General features: G+C 67.7%; 10 protein-coding genes. 4 read left to right on the top strand and 6 right to left on the bottom strand.

Features of this window, described 5'->3' with window-relative positions; genetic code table 11:
* Together KO481_RS35660 and KO481_RS35655 are read left to right on the top strand one after the other, a co-directional pair.
* Nucleotides 1-4,724 (top strand): alpha/beta hydrolase (locus tag KO481_RS35660; protein WP_215922907.1); only part of this gene is annotated, 4,724 nt, incomplete at its 5' end.
* A 159-nt stretch (nt 4,725-4,883) separates the two neighbouring features.
* Nucleotides 4,884-5,690, top strand: coding sequence for a sugar transferase (locus KO481_RS35655; protein ID WP_215922906.1), 807 nt, complete (start codon nt 4,884-4,886; stop codon nt 5,688-5,690).
* 321 nt (nt 5,691-6,011) lie between these two features.
* On the opposite strand, the gene KO481_RS35650 is transcribed toward KO481_RS35655, so the two are convergent.
* The 4 genes from KO481_RS35650 to KO481_RS35635 form a co-directional block, all read right to left on the bottom strand.
* Nucleotides 6,012-7,010 (bottom strand): transglycosylase SLT domain-containing protein, encoded by a 999-nt coding sequence (locus KO481_RS35650; protein ID WP_215922905.1) that lies wholly within the window; start codon nt 7,008-7,010, stop codon nt 6,012-6,014.
* Between the two features lie 27 nt (nt 7,011-7,037).
* A complete protein-coding gene (locus KO481_RS35645; RefSeq protein ID WP_215922904.1) occupies nt 7,038-8,102 on the bottom strand; it encodes a hypothetical protein in 1,065 nt (354 codons plus the stop codon).
* 165 nt (nt 8,103-8,267) lie between these two features.
* The gene (locus tag KO481_RS35640; protein ID WP_215922903.1) at nt 8,268-8,876 is read right to left on the bottom strand and encodes a hypothetical protein; all 609 of its coding nucleotides are present in this window, start codon (nt 8,874-8,876) and stop codon (nt 8,268-8,270) included.
* 154 nt (nt 8,877-9,030) lie between these two features.
* A complete protein-coding gene (locus KO481_RS35635) occupies nt 9,031-9,753 on the bottom strand; it encodes a MerR family transcriptional regulator (RefSeq protein WP_308166902.1) in 723 nt (240 codons plus the stop codon).
* Nucleotides 9,754-9,947: 194 nt separating this feature from the next.
* Here KO481_RS35635 and KO481_RS35630 point away from each other — a divergent pair, with 194 nt between their 5' ends.
* Nucleotides 9,948-10,301: a DUF1707 SHOCT-like domain-containing protein gene (locus KO481_RS35630; protein WP_215922901.1), complete on the top strand. Its 354-nt coding sequence runs from the start codon at nt 9,948-9,950 to the stop codon at nt 10,299-10,301.
* A 25-nt stretch (nt 10,302-10,326) separates the two neighbouring features.
* Here KO481_RS35630 and KO481_RS35625 read toward each other — a convergent pair whose 3' ends face one another.
* Together KO481_RS35625 and KO481_RS35620 are read right to left on the bottom strand one after the other, a co-directional pair.
* A complete protein-coding gene (locus KO481_RS35625; protein WP_215922900.1) occupies nt 10,327-12,750 on the bottom strand; it encodes a serine/threonine-protein kinase in 2,424 nt (807 codons plus the stop codon).
* 93 nt (nt 12,751-12,843) lie between these two features.
* On the bottom strand, nt 12,844-14,400 hold the full coding sequence (locus KO481_RS35620; protein ID WP_215922899.1) for an amino acid permease: 1,557 nt from the start codon (nt 14,398-14,400) through the stop codon (nt 12,844-12,846).
* Nucleotides 14,401-14,644: 244 nt separating this feature from the next.
* Between KO481_RS35620 and KO481_RS35615 the strand changes: the two genes are divergently transcribed.
* Nucleotides 14,645-15,706 (top strand): SPFH domain-containing protein, encoded by a 1,062-nt coding sequence (locus KO481_RS35615; RefSeq protein WP_215922898.1) that lies wholly within the window; start codon nt 14,645-14,647, stop codon nt 15,704-15,706.
* The last annotated feature ends 21 nt before the right edge of the window (nt 15,707-15,727 follow it).

Raw genomic sequence — 15,727 nt, 5'->3', positions numbered from 1 at the left:
CCGATTATCTGAAGGCGCAGCTCGGCACCGTTGCGGCCGAGGGGGAACAGGATCGGGTCGCTCTGATCAACCGTGTCGTCGACGCCTTCGACCCGGAACAGGACCCTGAGACCGAACCGGCAGCCTCGGCGCCGCAACACGATTCCGCATCGACCACTCCCGAGACACCGCAGAACACCGCCGAACCCACCACCCCTGAGACACCACCCGGCTCCCACGAACCCACCGATCCGACCGTGGATTGGACAGATTCAATCCGCGCAGAACTGAAGCAGCCCTACGCCAAGAACCTGCGACGGCTCTTGGGAGATGGTGAGGCGACCGCGCAGCGGTTTGCCGATCTGGTTCGGCTCGCGCTGCGGCACGTACCGTTACCCAGGTGGAGCGACGGCCCGGACCCCAACGCCGCGATCACCTTCCCGGCGGCCGACACAGCGCCCGAACACAAGCCCACGCTCGACGAGCTGGCCCTCTTCCTCGCCGCGGCGCCCCTGCTGGACTCACAGATCATGGACGTCACCGGAATGCCGTGGCTCGGACCGAACTTCGCGATGGCCCGGGACCTACTCAGTCAGGAATACTCCCAGGACCTGCGCCTGGAACTGGGCATGGACGACCGCCATCTCCTTCAATCCCTGTCCACGACACTGCCCGAGCTCTTCGAGACGATCCGTCAGCAGGCCGAGCAGGCACGAGAGCTACTCGCATCGGACGACACCACTCCCGACCGCCCTAATGCGCACCAGGCCCTTCGCGACGCCGAGATCAATTACCTCACCGCCTTGTCCCGCCCGCGAATGCCTGACGGCGGTGTCTTCGAGTACCTCGCCGACCTGGCCGCGGCCCAGCAGCGGCTGGTCGACGCCCGGGCCGCGGTGGGGAACTCCGGCCCTGCCTCCCAAGCAACTCTCGCATCGCAGGATCCACGACACGCAGGCACTACGCACAGCGTTGCCGCCGCCGACTCCCCGGCACCGGGCGCCCGGCCCGCACACCTGAGCACCTGCCTGCCCGAGGATCCCCCGCTCACCGAGCTCGAACGCGAACTCGCCTCGCGCGCAACGGATAAGCTGGCCGACTTCTACGGCCCGGGGGCACAGCCGTCCGCGCTGCTGCATCGGATCGACCCGGCCGATGCGGTAGCCGCCTCCCGCGCCCGCACCTTCCGCAACGCGGCATGGTGGGACAGCCTGACCCCGGGGGAACAGGACGCGATCCTGCGGGTGGAGCCACACGTGATCGGCAACACCGACGGGGTGCCGTACGAGATGCGGGACCCCGCCAACCGCCTGTCGCTCACCCGCGATATCGAATCGTTCCTGGAGCGGCGGCCCGGAAGCGGGTGGCACCGCCGGAGGCTGACACCGGCCGAGCATGAGGAGCTGGCGAACCTGGTGGCGGCCCGGGATCAGCTGGCCGACGTGGAAGGGGAGGCGGCCCGGCAAACCGGCTCGCCACAGGTCCGGGTGATCTCGCTCGACGTGCGGAAATATCGCGGCAAGGGCCGGACCGTCGTGTCCATCGGCGAGCCCGGAACCTCCGCCACGACGGCATATCTCAACGGCGGCACCGATACCACGCTGCGCTCGCTGCGGTACCGCGCGGGCCACGCCCTGCGGCTACGCGCGGAGACGGTATCCATCGCCCCCGGAAACGCCATGGCCGCGATCGTCAATATCGGCTACGACCACCCGGCCGATGCGCCCACGGTCGAGGCAGTCTCTATGAAGTACGCCGAGGCCGGCGGATACGAGACGGCACGAGATATCGCCGCCTACAACGCAACCCGGGAATACTGGTCCGGCGGCGGACCGCGCGGCTATCTGCTCACGCTGGGCGGGCACGGCTACGGTTCGGCCACCGTCTGCGAGGCCGGAGCAGGGGGGCGCCTGGCCGGGGAGATCGATCAGGTGATCCTGACGGGGTCACCCGGAACGGGCTCGATGACTCATGCGAGCGAGTTCGGTCCCGGCGTCAGGGTGTATGTGCTGTCGTCCGGCCGGGATTGGCTGACCTATCTGGGCGCGGGCATCCCCGGTGGGCGTGGCCGTGTACTCGATCGCGGCCTGGGCCTGGACCCGGCGACCGAGGCATGGGGCGCGATCCGCGTCGCGGCCGAACCCCCGCCCAGCCGCGAATTCCGCCTCTATCACCAGATGTCGATCCATCAGGGCTACAACGCGCTAGCCGACCCCGGCACCCGGAAGGCAACGGTGGCCCTGCACAATCAGGCGCTGATCGTGGCCGGCGCCGCGGACCTGACTTCCAGGGCCGAGCACCGCCCCACCCTGCTCGATCCGACGCGCCTTCAGCGAATCCTTTCCCTCCCACACGATCCGGAGCGTCACCGGACCGGCCGACAGGCCCCGGGCGCCGGCATCGCCCCCGAGGACGGAACCACCTGGTCGGGCGCCGACCTGCGCGCCGAGCTCGATGGTCTCATCCCCGTCAACCGGGACGCCGCGCCGGCACTGAGCTATATCAGCGGCGGACTCCAGGAATTGTGGCGCGCCGGGCGCAAATACGCCACTCGATGGAAGCCGACAACCGATGTCGACTGGGTCCGAGAACATCTCGATGCCGGCGATGATCAGGTACGCGAAACTGCCAGCGGTGAATGGGAATTCAACGCCGCGGCGTATGCGGATGAGGACATGCCCCGCGACGGCCGGGCCGAGAACGCGGCCACCGCCCTCGTCGCCTACGATGCCATCTGGCACGCCCATGTCCAGGGCGCGGACCTGCGTCCGAAGCCCGGCGATCCCGACCTCGAGGATCTGCTGTACCTGGACGAGGATGGCGCACTCCAGCCCGACCCCACGATGATCCGCCGTTCCCGGCTGCACTTCGCGGGCGAGCCCGTGCACGACGCCTGGTTGGACCGGAATTGGGAAAACGCACCGGAGCATCAGCGCGGCGACTACCTCGACGTCTTCGCACCCGGGGCGGGCATAACCCCGGTCGAGCAGTACTACGATCTGATCGCGGCCTATCTCGCCCACGAGTTCGCCACCGCTTACCATCTGGATCCGAACGACCGCAACCGGGTTGCCGCGATACTCGACGACCTCACCGCATTTCTGCACGACCTCGGCTGGATGGACGAGGACAAGATCGCCGCGGCCGTCGCCGGCCTGGCCACACTCCTGCGAGACGCCGCCCGCGCCGGCGGCCCGGTCATGCTATGGTTTCGTCCGCTCACGGACGGGGCGGTGCGCATCGCGGTACACACCGCCGACCCACCGACCGGCCCGTGGCTCACCCCCGCCGGCCGCGAGGCGCTGCGCTCGTCGGCCCGTACCCTCGGCGCCGCGGCCCGCCGGGGCGGGCAGAAGGTGTGGATCGAGCTCTCCCCGGGCCTGCGGGCGGCCGACTCGGCGGGAACCGTTTCGGCCCGGGCCGATGATCCGGAAGCCACGCTGACACGCTGCGTGCGGAAGGTCAGCGGGTGGGAGGAGGCGCTCGGCCTGACCCGGCCGGCAGCGGGAACCGGTGCCGCACTGCTGGATCCGGCCGCCACCCCCGACTATCGCCGCCTGGAAAGGCTCGTCGGCGTCACCCCGGACAACGGCTGCGGCTTCGCCCCGATCATGCTCGGCGAGCAGGCACGCAAACCGCTCGAACCGCTCGTCGCGGCGATCCGCGCCGGCGCGATGGACGGCGCGGTCGTCGTCCTGCGGCAAGGAGGACGACGGCACGTCATCCGGCTCGTCGGAGCCGGCAGCGAGGTCGTGGTCTACGACGACCTCGCACCCCAGCACGTGATGGCCTACGAAGATTGGCGCGACCACGAGGAACAGCAATACGACGCCCCCGACATGGCGTGGGCTATTCCGTTGCGGGACACCGATAGTGGCGAGCAGCTGCCGATGGAGGGACTGCCGGCCGAGCTCGGACTACCCGGCGAGGCGGTGGCGCCCGGCGATGACAAACCCCGGGGCCCGATCACGGGCCCACCGGGCCGCCCCGACGGCCCGCGGGATCGGGTGCAGTTGCCGCGGCGGTATGCGTTGCCGGCCGAGCTCCCGCTCAGCACCGGTCCGGTGGCTGCCGTGTTACGGCAGCTGTACGGCCGGGAGATGTTCCGTACCGACCTGGGGGAAAAAGTTACTCTGCATGCACTGGCGGATGCGGCCGATTCGGAGATCTTCCGAGTGCACGAACGCTTCGTCCACACGAAGTACAAACAACTCCGCACGGTGGCCGGGAAACTGTCCGAATTGGGCCCCGGCTCATCGGCGGTGGTGGCCGATATCAGCTTCACCGGCGACGGGCACGGCTTCGAGAACGGGCAGCTGTATGTTCTGCACCTGGGGCACGACGGCGTTATCCGCAAGTCCCATCCGCAGACCGGCGAATGGCTCATACCGACACCGGCGGAACTCGATCGTGCGCCCGGAATTCTTCGGCACGCCATCGTGTTCCCGCCTGCCCCGGAGCCCACCACGCTCACGGAATCCGCAGCGCGACAACCGGAGTCCGTGGTCGCGACGCCGCAGAGCGACGACACGACCGGCCCGACGCCGCAAGCACAGGCAGCACCGGCGGATCCCGCGTACCCGTTCCGGCGGCGGACCGAACGCGGGCGGATGACGCCGACCGAGCGCGAGGAGGTACGCGATCCGCTGGCGAAGTGGTCGACCGAAACGGATAGCGGTGGGCCGAGCGCCGAACCGGCGAATCCGGCGCAGCCGCCACCCTCCGCCGCGCCGAACCCACCTTGACTGCGCGGCAGCAGGGCATCTTTCACCACCGGCATATCGCTCCGCGAACTGAGAGCCCGCCGCGCCGAACAACGCCGGACACGCGCATCCAAAATCCTCACCGGACGATCCCACAACCGCGATATCGGTGAGACGCGAGTCGGCTATCGGGCCCTGCCGATGGACGGTGCGGCCTATCAGCCCATACCACCCGAACTTCTCGATCCCGCCTGGCTGCGTGCCACACTGCTGAAATATCCCGGGTTCGAGTATTTCGCCGAGCTGCCGGATCCGGCTCCCGGCGAGCCGCACGGGCTGGCGTGGATCAATAGCCAGGAACGCCGCGACTGGGAACTCCAACGACTCCATCGACACGCTCCGTTCTACGCCCTGATCACCGCGTTCACGATGGCTGGGCTGCGCGCCGAGGAGATAATGCGAAACCCGGCGAGACGGCTGCGGCCACTGCTGATCGAGCAGCAACGCATCCCCCGGCTCGGAGATCCACCTGTCGCCACGCACAAATTGCCGACGATGCGGCGCGATCAGCCCGAGCAGGTCAGCGGGAGAGACCCCGATGCCCTGAGCGGCCTCGTGGCCGATATCTCGCGCAATATGTCGTTCGACGAATACCCGCAGTTCCTGGCGATACTCGACGGCACGATGTCGTTCGTGGGCATCGGGAGGCTGACGCTCCGTGCCGACTTCGAGCTGATGCGGCAGGCTCTCACGCCCGCGGAGTTCGGATACTGGTCCGGATTTCTTCGAGACGCGATGTTCTCACTGCACTTTCCCGGCTGCAGGTCGCTCCCGGCCCAATCACCGGAGTATCTGCTGACCCGGTTGTGGGCCGAGGCCTTCTACATGCTGCAGGCCAGCCGAACGCTCGACGAATATTACATCGACGTCGTCATGCGGAAGTATTTCCGCCGCCAGTTCGGCCGGGAGATGCAGAATCTGCTGCGCAGGGTCGGCAAGCATTCCTGATACCGGCACCACTGGCGAATCGGTTAGGAGCTCGATCTCTAGGCGAGACCTCAGTAGCTCATCGGTGGCCGGGCCGGGACTACACCCTCAACGTCTGGGCGGCGGTATTGGCATCGAGTATGCGCTGAGGCCTGAGGCTGCCGTCGTTACTCGCGAACTGCACGAACGCCTCGAGGCGCCCCGGCAGAATGTGCCGAGCTATCTGCTGCCACGAGAGATCGGCACGATCGCATTCGATTCACTCGTCCTCGATACATCGATCGGCGATGCCGTGAGTCGGACTCTTGCTCTACTTCGCCAACTGAGCGATCCGGTCCCGGGTCAGTACCCGACGTAGCTGCCGCCGCCCGCCACGGCTTTCACGCCGGGGACATTGTCCAGTCCGCCGTAGGTGGCGATCGAATAGCGGGTTGCGGCGACGATGTTGTCGACCGGGTTCCAGATGTCGGTGTGGCCGGGTACGGCGTAGGAGTTGAAGGTGCTGTCGATGCACTGCATCAGGCCCTTCGAGGGGTGCCCGGCCGCGGCGTTGCTGTCCCAGTTGTTGATCGCGTTCGGGTCACCGCCCGATTCGTTTTCGATAATCGTGGCGATGGCGTTCTCATCGATCTGATCCGGCCGAACACCCGCTGCGATGAGGATCTTCTTGGCCTCTTCGATCCACTGTTTGACATCGCCCGAGGGCCTCACTGCGGGAGCGGGGCTGCCAGCATAGCGGCGGCCGTTCCACGGCGTCGTCCCGACGGGTCGGTAGGTCTGACGGTCGACAGTCGCAGGCCTCACGCCTGGACCGCTGACCGTCGCCGCGAGCGCCACCATCTGCGCATACGCACTCTCGATATAGCCACTCACGTCGACCACCGCGGTGAGCACCGCATCCTGCACACTCGACTCGACACCGGCCGACACGTACTCGTGCCCGGCCGCCGGAGCGGGCGTACCCTTTAGCGTCGCAACCAGTTTGTCCACGCGCTTCTGGATCGTCTCCCAGGTGTCCCCCGGGATCGTGCCCGCCTTGAACGTCGTATGGCCGACCTCCGCATTCTGCTTCTTCAGTTGTTGTTCAACGGATTTCAGCTTCGCAGCAGATGTCTGATACTGCGAAACCGCCATGGCTGAGCCGTCTTTCACCTTCTCCAGGTTCCCGCTCCGAAGCGAGGCAATGAAATCCGGGGCCTGCTGGGGCTCCCCCGCGCCGAGCAGATCGACCGAATCCTGAATCTGGGTGTGCGCGGTCGTGATCAGGTCCGCCGTGTGCTGATGAATCCCGGCCGGAACGGGAAAATCCTCGACGGTTGCGGTACTTCCGGTCGACCCCATCAGGCAGCACCGCCCTCCCGCTCGCCATCAACCGATATGGTTGAGTATCGGCCATTCTCCGCGATGGGAAACCGCACGCAGTGAGCGCACGGGCGTCGAGCACTCCCTCGATGCCGGCGCGAATTCACCGATGGCCAGCTGGCGGCCGGAAAATCCCGGATACGGATACAGCGACAAGACGGTTGAGGTGTAGCCGTCGCGAGTGTCGAGCAGGCGCACCGTGATCGTGGTCGAGGCGCCCGTCAGCAGGCGCTCGTTGGCGCTCGCGAGGCGCTCGCGATCGTCGGGATGAAATACGTCCACCGGCGAGGACAATCCATACCACCGCACCCACGGCGCGGGATCGGTGAGCCAGTGCGAGATGCTCGCGTGCTCCACCTGCAGCACACCGAGATGATTGCCCGCGCGCCGGTGTGCCTCGCGCAGGGCCACCCGCTCGAGCGCCACCGACTGCGGGGGAACCATGTCTTCCCCCAAGTCCTCGATGAGCCACCAGGCCCCGCGGGTGCGCATGTCGTCGCGGGCACGGATCGACACCCGCCACCGTCCCCGCATTCCGACCGTCACATCGAACTGCATCGCCCCGCCCTGGCCGGGCTCGTACAGCAGATCCAGCAGCTCGGCATGCCGCTCGAAGTCCGTCCACCGCTGGAACATCTCCGCGATCGACATGATCGGCTGGTACTCCGGCAGGGACATGCCGGAGAACGTCGCCACCTGCACCGGCAGGGACAGCGTCTGCGATGCCAGATCCCAGATCCCGCCCACGGCCGAACCCGACCGTGGCGCGCGCTGGTGCGCCGGGCTCAGCCCGAACCGCACCGCGTGCACCTCGCCGGCGGGGCCCAGCACCGGCCGCACCAGGAGCGCATACATTCCCGCGCCGGTCCGGACGGGAATATCGACGGCCACCGCACTGTGCCGGGCCGAGGCGATCTCGGCGATGACGCGATCGGTGGTCAGGCCGTCGTATACCGCCGGCATCTTGCTCAGCAGTCGCTGGACCACCCGGTGCGATCCGGAGAAGTCCCGCGGCTCCGCACCCACCGAGACGGCGGACATACCCTCGGGTGCCAGGGTCTCAATCGTCACCCATGGAATGTCGCGCATCACAGTCATTTGATGCATACAACTCGGCGTCGTCCTCGGAAACATCCGCCATGGTACGTAGACCGTAGGTTTCACCCAGCTGCGACATTCCAGACCGAATGGTCCGGTTTCGCCAGGGATACCCGTTCGGCCCCTGCTGAGGCCTGGCTACCCGGTGGAACATACGGGCCTCGAGGCGTTGCAGAATCCCTTGTTGCCGTTGGGGGCGACGTTGGGACCGCCCGGCTGCGGCTGCGGGGACACGAGCCCGGGGATCCACAGCAGCGCACCGTCACCCAGCCATTGGGTGAAACCGGCGCCCGGCGGCGGCGGCACGATCACCTGCCCCGGGGCGGGGCGTGAATCCGCCGGCGGGTTGTTCTGGGACCCGTCGTGCGGGAGGGTGGAGGAACCCGGCGGATGCTGGGACTGGTTGTAATGCGGGATCACGTGGGGCGGCGCGTCCAGGGCCGGATCCGAGAACGCATACCCCGGAGTCGAATGTTCGGATCCCGAATCAGCGGAGCCCGAATTCCCGAGCGACGAATAACTCGGACCGTCGTGGTTCGTCCCGTTGTCCGAACGCTCGAAACTCGAGGTCCCGGGGTGCATGCTGTCGCCACCGCCGCCTCCACCGCCGCCTCCGCGTCCGGATCCCGGTTGCGCGGCAGCAAGTCCGGCAGAGCCGATCGACACGGCCACCGCCACCGCGACGCAGGTCAGGAATCGCGAGCCGAACGGGTTGCGCTGTGTTCCACTTTCGTGTGACACGCTCATCTTCGTACCGTCCATCGACGTCGTGAACTGCCCAGCTCCTGCCTGCCGACGTCAATCTCTCGGGCAGGGTGGCGAAAATTACACACTGAACGTACCGCTAATTAGCGGCACGTTAAAGTGGTGTTCTCAGGGCTGGAGAGTGGACGAGAGGAACTCAGGCGCCCGAGAGGATATCGGTCAGATCGGTATCGCCCTCGAGGTATCGGGCAACGAACCTGTCGACGAGTTCGGCGGTGGTCTTCGCGGCGACCGCACGGGTCACCACCAGCTGCTCAGTGAGCGTGGCCAGGTCCTGCGAACCGCGCTCGGACTCCCGGAACGTGACCAGCGCCGTGCGATGGAACAGTTCGACCACGCGCCGGGCGACGCGGTCGCAGTCCACCCGCAGCCGCTCGAGCTCGCCGAGCACATCCCCCGTGGGGATGCCGACCGTGGTCAGCTGCCCGACCACGTGCACCAGGTCCCGATCGGCGATCCGGTAGTTGGCGGCATCGACCGGCTCGTAGAGCCCGAGGCTGACCACCCGCGCCAAGCCGTGCGGCACGTCGCCGTAGAGCCGCTCGAGCTCGGTGGCGGCTATCGTCTCGTCGGACGACGGCTCGGTATCGTGCGCGCCTTCGGCATTGGCGACACCCAGGATGTCACCGAGATCGTCCCCGCGGTCCCATGCCTCCAGCAATTCGCGGATGCCGTTGAGCTTGATCCCCCGGTCCAGCAGCCGGCCGATGGTGTGTACCCGGTTGAGATGGTCGGCGCCGTAGAAGCCCGTGCGCCCACGCACCTCGGGCGGTGGCAGCACCCCGCGTTCGTGATAGACCCGCAGGCTACGCACCGTTGTACCCGCCGCACGCGCGAGCTCATCGATTGTGTACTCCACACCCGCCGCCATATCTCAAGCAAACCACATCTCGGACCACCTGCCCCTTACCACGGGCTCTCTGTCAAGAGTAGCCGCAACCAGGCTGTCCCATCACCCGACGCACCATCGATTGATGTCACATTCACGGAACACCTTCCCACCGTTGGATATTCGGGCGTTCCAGGGCTCGGTAACCCGCCTATTCTTCCGTTATGAACGAGCAGATGGGAGCTCGGATCGGCGACGCGGAGCGGGAGCGTGCCCTGCACACCCTGTCGCACCACGTCGGCACCGGACGCCTGAGCCTGACCGAATTCGAGGCCCGCAGCACGATCGCCGCGACCGCCACCACCCCGGAGGAGCTGGCCCAGGTGCTGGTCGACCTGCCGATCCCCCTCACTCCCGGCGCTACCGCGGCGAACTCGCACCCCGCGTCGCTGACCGGGGTGATCGCGGTGTCGATCGTCGTGCTCGCCCTCGCGGCGGCACTGACCACCGGCCACTGGTGGTGGCTCGCGCTGATCGCCGCCGCCCCGGCGCTCGTGGTCTACCGGCGCACCCGCTGACTCGGCGGGCCCGCGGGCAGCCCGCCTACCACCAGCTCCGCGGGCGAATCCGATTGGCGAGATCGACCAGCCGATAGCGGTGCCAGCGGTCGGGGGTGAGCTCGGCCAGGGCGCGCAACGAGGTCTCCAGGGCCTGCCGCAGCCCGGTCCCGGTCACCGGGACACCCAGGATTCGTTCCAGGCGTTTGGTCTGCCCGCCGGCCCGCACCCATTCCAAAGCCGCCCCGACGACGATCGCGCGCATCTGCAGCGACCGCGGATCCCGCGGCAACTTCTCCACCCGCGCGGCCGCCTCACCGAGATCGGCCTCGATGATTTCGGCGGTAGGACGGGAGACCAGCAGGAAGCTCGCGGTCAGCTGGGCCGTCCCCGAATGCCGCGAGGCCGACGGTATCTCGTCCAGCACCGCCACGGCCGACAGCTGATCGGAATCCGCGGCCAGGCGACGGGCCAGCCCGAACGCGGCGCTCACCACGCCGTGATTGGTGTGCCACACCGTCCGGTAGTGCTCCATCGCGGCCCGGTGCCAGCGGTTGGCCTCGGCCGGGCTGTCCAGGTGCTGCAGGACCAGCTCCGCGGTGGCGGCCATGGCCAGCGCCGGGGCTATCTCGCCGGGAACCATGGCCTGCACCTCGTCGAAATGCCGGTATGCGCACTCGAACTCGCCCTCGAGGATCGCGGCCACGCCCCGATGCCAGTCGATCCGCCAATCGGTCGCGTGCTGCGGGGTCAGCACGTCCAGCACGGCCCGCGCCGCGGCCACCTCACCCAGTTCGAGATGGGCCTGGACCGCGGTCAGTGCGCCCTCCAGCTCGAACGTCTCGGGTTGGGTGACCACGCCCTCGGATATCCGGGAACTGATGCGCCGCAACGCATCCAGGACCGTGTGCGGGTCGCCGTGCAGTGTGGACAGCAACTCGGCGCTGGGGTCCTCGGCGTCGATCAGCGGCACCGGCAGCACCGCGACGACGTCCGCGGCGGCCACGGTGGGCATGCTCTGTGCGCCCAGCATCACGCCGTCCGCCTGAGCGATGAGGGTATCGATGCCGAAATCGCCACGCAGGGTGCCGAATTCGACCGAGGTCTGCGGATGCTCGCGGCCGGTCTCGGTGGCCAGCACCATCCGCAGCACGCCCGCGAACTGGCAGTACATCGCGTAGGCCGAGGGAAAGCGCCGCCCCGGATCGGGATGGGTAGAGCGCAGCAGCAAACGCCGTAACGGTGGATAGCGGCGCAGCACCGGATCCGACTCCAGCTCCGGGATTCCCGGCAGGAAGTTGCCGTCGGGCCCGATCGGCAGGTGGATCGCGAGTGCGGCCAGGGTGCGGCCCACCGAATAGAGGTCCGCGGCCACGGTCGGCCCGGTCTCGACGATCTCGGGAGCCTGGTAGCCGGGTGTGCCGTAGATGCTGCCGTAGGATTCCATGGCCGCGACGGCGCCGAGGTCGATGAGTTTGACCTCGTCCTCGGTGATCATGATGTTGTCGGGCTTGAGGTCGTTGTAGGCCAGCCCCAGCGAATGCAGGTAGTCCAGCGCCGGCAGCACCTCGAGCATGTACGCCAGCGCCTCCGCGACCGGAATACGCTGCGGGGACAGCAGATCCAGCATCTTCTTCAGCGAACGCCCACCCACGTACTCCATCACGATGTAGCCGGCCGAGGTCTCGCCGGAGGTGTGCTTGACGAAGTTGTGAATCTTCACGATGCCGGGAAATGCCATCTCCGACAGGAATTGCCGCTCGGCCAGGGCCACCACGTGGGCCTCGAAATCGAGGGGGTTCTGCAGACCTTTGAGCACCACCCAGCGGTCGCTGACATTGCGGTCGACCGCGAGGTAGATCCAGCCGAGCCCGCCGTGCGCCAGGCAGCCCTGCACCTCGTACTGCCCGGCCACCAGTTCACCCGCGCGCAACGCGGGCCGGAAATTGAACGGGGAGCCACATTTTCCGCAGGTCCCGGTGATCGCGCCGGGACCCGCCTCGCTGCGGCGGCCCACCGGCGCATCGCACTTCCAGCAGAACCTCTTGACCTCCGGCACCTCCGGATCGGCCAGCACCGCGGTGCGCGGATCGAGCGGAGTCACCTTCGGCATCTCCACCAGACCACCGCCGAGCCGCCGGACGCTGGGCCGCGTACGGCCGGTGCGGCTCGATGCCGGCTCCAGCCCCAGGCCCGGATCCCCCTGCACCGCCGCGGAATCCGTTTCGGACAGGAGATCGAGCTCACCCGCGAGTGCCTGGGCGTCCGGCTTGCGAGCCACCGGGCGGGCCAGCTCCTGCGCCGAAACCCGTTCCGAGAAGACGGGATACAGCGGCCGGGCGGCGGGATCGACCGGGCGCCGCGTGGACCACGGATCCGCGGCGCGGCTCGCCGCCTCGCCGCCTCGCATCCGGCGATCGGCCCACGGGTGCAGTATTGCCGGGTCGGAAGACCTGGACTGCTCGGGCATGGGAACCTCTCGTACCCATCGATGATTCGGGTCATCATTCTGATTCACCCTCGTCTCGCTCGCGGCTGGTCCTTCCCGGCACCGGGAATAGCGTCAGTCCTTATCGGGCTCGATCGTCAGCGGCTCCTCGGCCGGCGACGTGCCGACCGGCGACGTCTGGGCCGGCGGCTCGGATTCGCCGTGCGGGACGGGGAGCTGCCCCGCGGTGACCGCGCGCCAGTCGGCGGCGATCTGACGCGACCGCTTCCGGGTGAAGAACCATCCGATGGTCAGCACCGGAGCCATCACCACCACCATGGCTATGATCGCGCCGCGCTGGACTTCGTCGTCGCTGGTGGCCATGAGCGCGACCACGCCCGCGAGGAACACCAGCGTCGCGATGGTGGTGTACGGCGCGCCGATGAGCCGATAGTCCGGGCGGCGCACCAGCCCCTTACGCGACCACTGCCACAGCTTCAGCTGGCACAGCATGATCGTCGTCCACGCGGTGATCGTGCCCAGGGCCGACATGTTCAGCACGATCTCGAATGCCCTGTCAGGCACGATCGCGTTGAGGCCGACGCCGATGAGTGCGATGGCGCCGGTGGCGAGGATTCCGACGTACGGCACGCCCGAGCGCGACATGCGCGCGCCGATCGCCGGCGCACTGCCGTTGGCGGACATCGAGCGCAGGATCCGCCCGGTCGAGTACAGCCCGGCATTGAGGCTGGAGAACGCGGCGGTCAGCACCACCAGGTTCATGATCGTCCCGGCGCCGTGCACGCCCAGCCTGGCGAAGAAGGTGACGAACGGGCTCTCCTCGCTGGTGAAGTCGCCGTAGGGCAGCAGCAGGCCCAGCAGGACCAGGGACCCGACGTAGAACAGCGCGATCCGGGCGATGACCGTGTTGATCGCGCGCGGCATGACCTTCTCGGGATGCTTCGCCTCGCCGGCGGCGGTGCCCACCAATTCCACTGCCGCATAGGCGAAAACGACGCCCGTTGTCACGGTCACGAGCGGCAGCAGGCCGGTGGGGAACAGTCCACCGTTGTCGGAGAGCAGTACGAAGCCGGTCTCCCGGCCCGCGATGCTGAAACGGCCGCCGAGAATGATCGAGCCGACGATCAGGAAGGTGACCAGCGCGACGACCTTGATCAACGCCACCCAGAACTCCAGCTCGCCGAACCAGCGCACCGAGACAAGATTGAATCCGGTCACGATCACCAGGGCCGCCAGCGCGATCACCCACTGCGGAATCACCGAGGTCGCACCCCAGTAGTGCACATAGGTGGCGATCGCGGTGATGTCGACGATGCCGGTCATGCACCAGTGGAAGAAGTACATCCAGCCCACGCCGAAGGCCAGCTTCTCCCCGTAGAACTCGCGCGCGTAGGACACGAACGAGCCCGATGACGGCCGGTGCAGGACCAATTCGCCCAGTGCCCGGAGCACGAAGAAGACGAACACCCCGCACACCGCGTACACCAGGAACAGCCCAGGTCCGGCCATGCGCAGCCGGTCGGCGGAGCCGAGGAACAGGCCCGTGCCGATGGCTCCGCCGATCGCGATCATCTGCAACTGGCGCGGACGCAGGGCCTTGCGATAGCCATGATCCTCGGGATGTAGGGCCGCGGGCGCGATCGCCTGAGCGTGCGGTTGGACGGCTGTCATGATCCGGGCCTTTCACGTGACGAATATCATGTCGACATTGAATGTACCGCTGATTAACGGCTCATAAACTTCCCCGCCCTGGGAGGTAGCCACCCATCAGTGGGAGCAATCCCGGGTCCCACCAGCGGATACGCTCGACATAGTCCCGGTGTGGACCGGTTGGCTGTCCACCGGAATTCGGCTGTGAGACAGCCGATCCGCACCAGAACGTTCTGCGAGAGCACAGCCTGCGAGGAGGGCGGACATGGCCTGGTTCGAACGGGAGTTCATCGCCGTCCCCGAGAGCCGCAAGCACCAGCTGCTGTACAAGTGGCCTGATGTGAGTATCCGCCGCTTCTCCCGGGTCGCGGTGAACGCCGACGAGATCGCACTGTTCGTGAAGTCCGGCCAGGTGGTCGCGGCCATGGGGCCCGGCCGGCATCGTCTCGACGGCGATCAACTTCCGGGCCTGGGCGCCGTGATCGACTCGCTGACCGGTGCGAATTACTACCGCGCCGAACTGTATTTCGTCTCCACCCGCGAGATGCCGGGCGTCAAGTTCGGTGGACGTCTGGCCGACATCGCCGACCCGGTCAGCGAGCAGGTGGTGACGCTGCGGGTGTTCGGCGAATTCTCCCTTGCCGTCCGCGATCCGGGGGACCTGATCACCTCGCTGACCGGCACCGCCGATCTGAGCGAACCCGACGCCGTGCGGTCCTGGTGCGCCAACCTGCTCATGAAATCCATGAAAGGTGCCGTCACCCAGGGGATCTCCCGCGGTGACTGGCCACTGCTCGGGCTGTCCGGGGCGTTGGAGCCGATCGAGTCGGCGGTGCTCTCACGAACCAATCTCGCGCTCTACGAGTACGGCCTGCGCATTCCCCGGATGGGCAACTTCGATATCACCCTCACACCGGAGGACTCCGAGCGGATCAAGCGACTTGCCAAGGACCGCACCTACATTCGTCTCACCGGAGACTTCGGGCGATACGCGGCGGGCGAGCTGGCCCTGGGGGCGGGGCAGGGCATGGCGCGCGGCGGGGAGGGATTCCTCAGCACGGCAATGGGTTTCGGCGCCCTGGGCGCCGCGCGTACCCCCTGGAGCTCCCCCGCGGCGACGGCGGGCGCACCGCACGATTCACCCGCGATACCCGCGGCACAGTCCCTCTGCGCCGACTGCCACTGCGCCAATCCTGCGGACGCACGGTACTGCCACCAGTGCGGCGCCCCGCTCGCGGGACCTCGCCACTGCGCGGACTGCGGCGCCGAGCTGGCCGCCACCGCCCGTTACTGCATCGGTTGCGGCGCACCGGTTTCGAGCGCCTGAGCCGCCGTTGCCGCGTCATCG

Origin of the sequence: Nocardia albiluteola (assembly GCF_018860155.1) — a bacterium.
Classification (GTDB): domain Bacteria; phylum Actinomycetota; class Actinomycetes; order Mycobacteriales; family Mycobacteriaceae; genus Nocardia; species Nocardia albiluteola.
The sequence above is the reverse complement of the archived record's forward strand: the minus strand, read 5'-3'. Positions and strand labels throughout refer to the sequence as shown.

Excerpts from the sequence above, each read along its gene's own strand:
- KO481_RS35630 (WP_215922901.1), top strand. The coding sequence starts at position 9,948 with ATGAACGAGCAGATGGGAGCTCGGATCGGCGACGCGGAGCGGGAGCGT.
- KO481_RS35640 (WP_215922903.1), bottom strand. The coding sequence starts at position 8,876 with ATGAGCGTGTCACACGAAAGTGGAACACAGCGCAACCCGTTCGGCTCG.
- KO481_RS35655 (WP_215922906.1), top strand. The coding sequence starts at position 4,884 with ATGGACGGTGCGGCCTATCAGCCCATACCACCCGAACTTCTCGATCCC.
- KO481_RS35625 (WP_215922900.1), bottom strand. The coding sequence starts at position 12,750 with ATGCCCGAGCAGTCCAGGTCTTCCGACCCGGCAATACTGCACCCGTGG.
- KO481_RS35615 (WP_215922898.1), top strand. The coding sequence starts at position 14,645 with ATGGCCTGGTTCGAACGGGAGTTCATCGCCGTCCCCGAGAGCCGCAAG.
- KO481_RS35650 (WP_215922905.1), bottom strand. The coding sequence starts at position 7,010 with ATGGGGTCGACCGGAAGTACCGCAACCGTCGAGGATTTTCCCGTTCCG.
- KO481_RS35620 (WP_215922899.1), bottom strand. The coding sequence starts at position 14,400 with ATGACAGCCGTCCAACCGCACGCTCAGGCGATCGCGCCCGCGGCCCTA.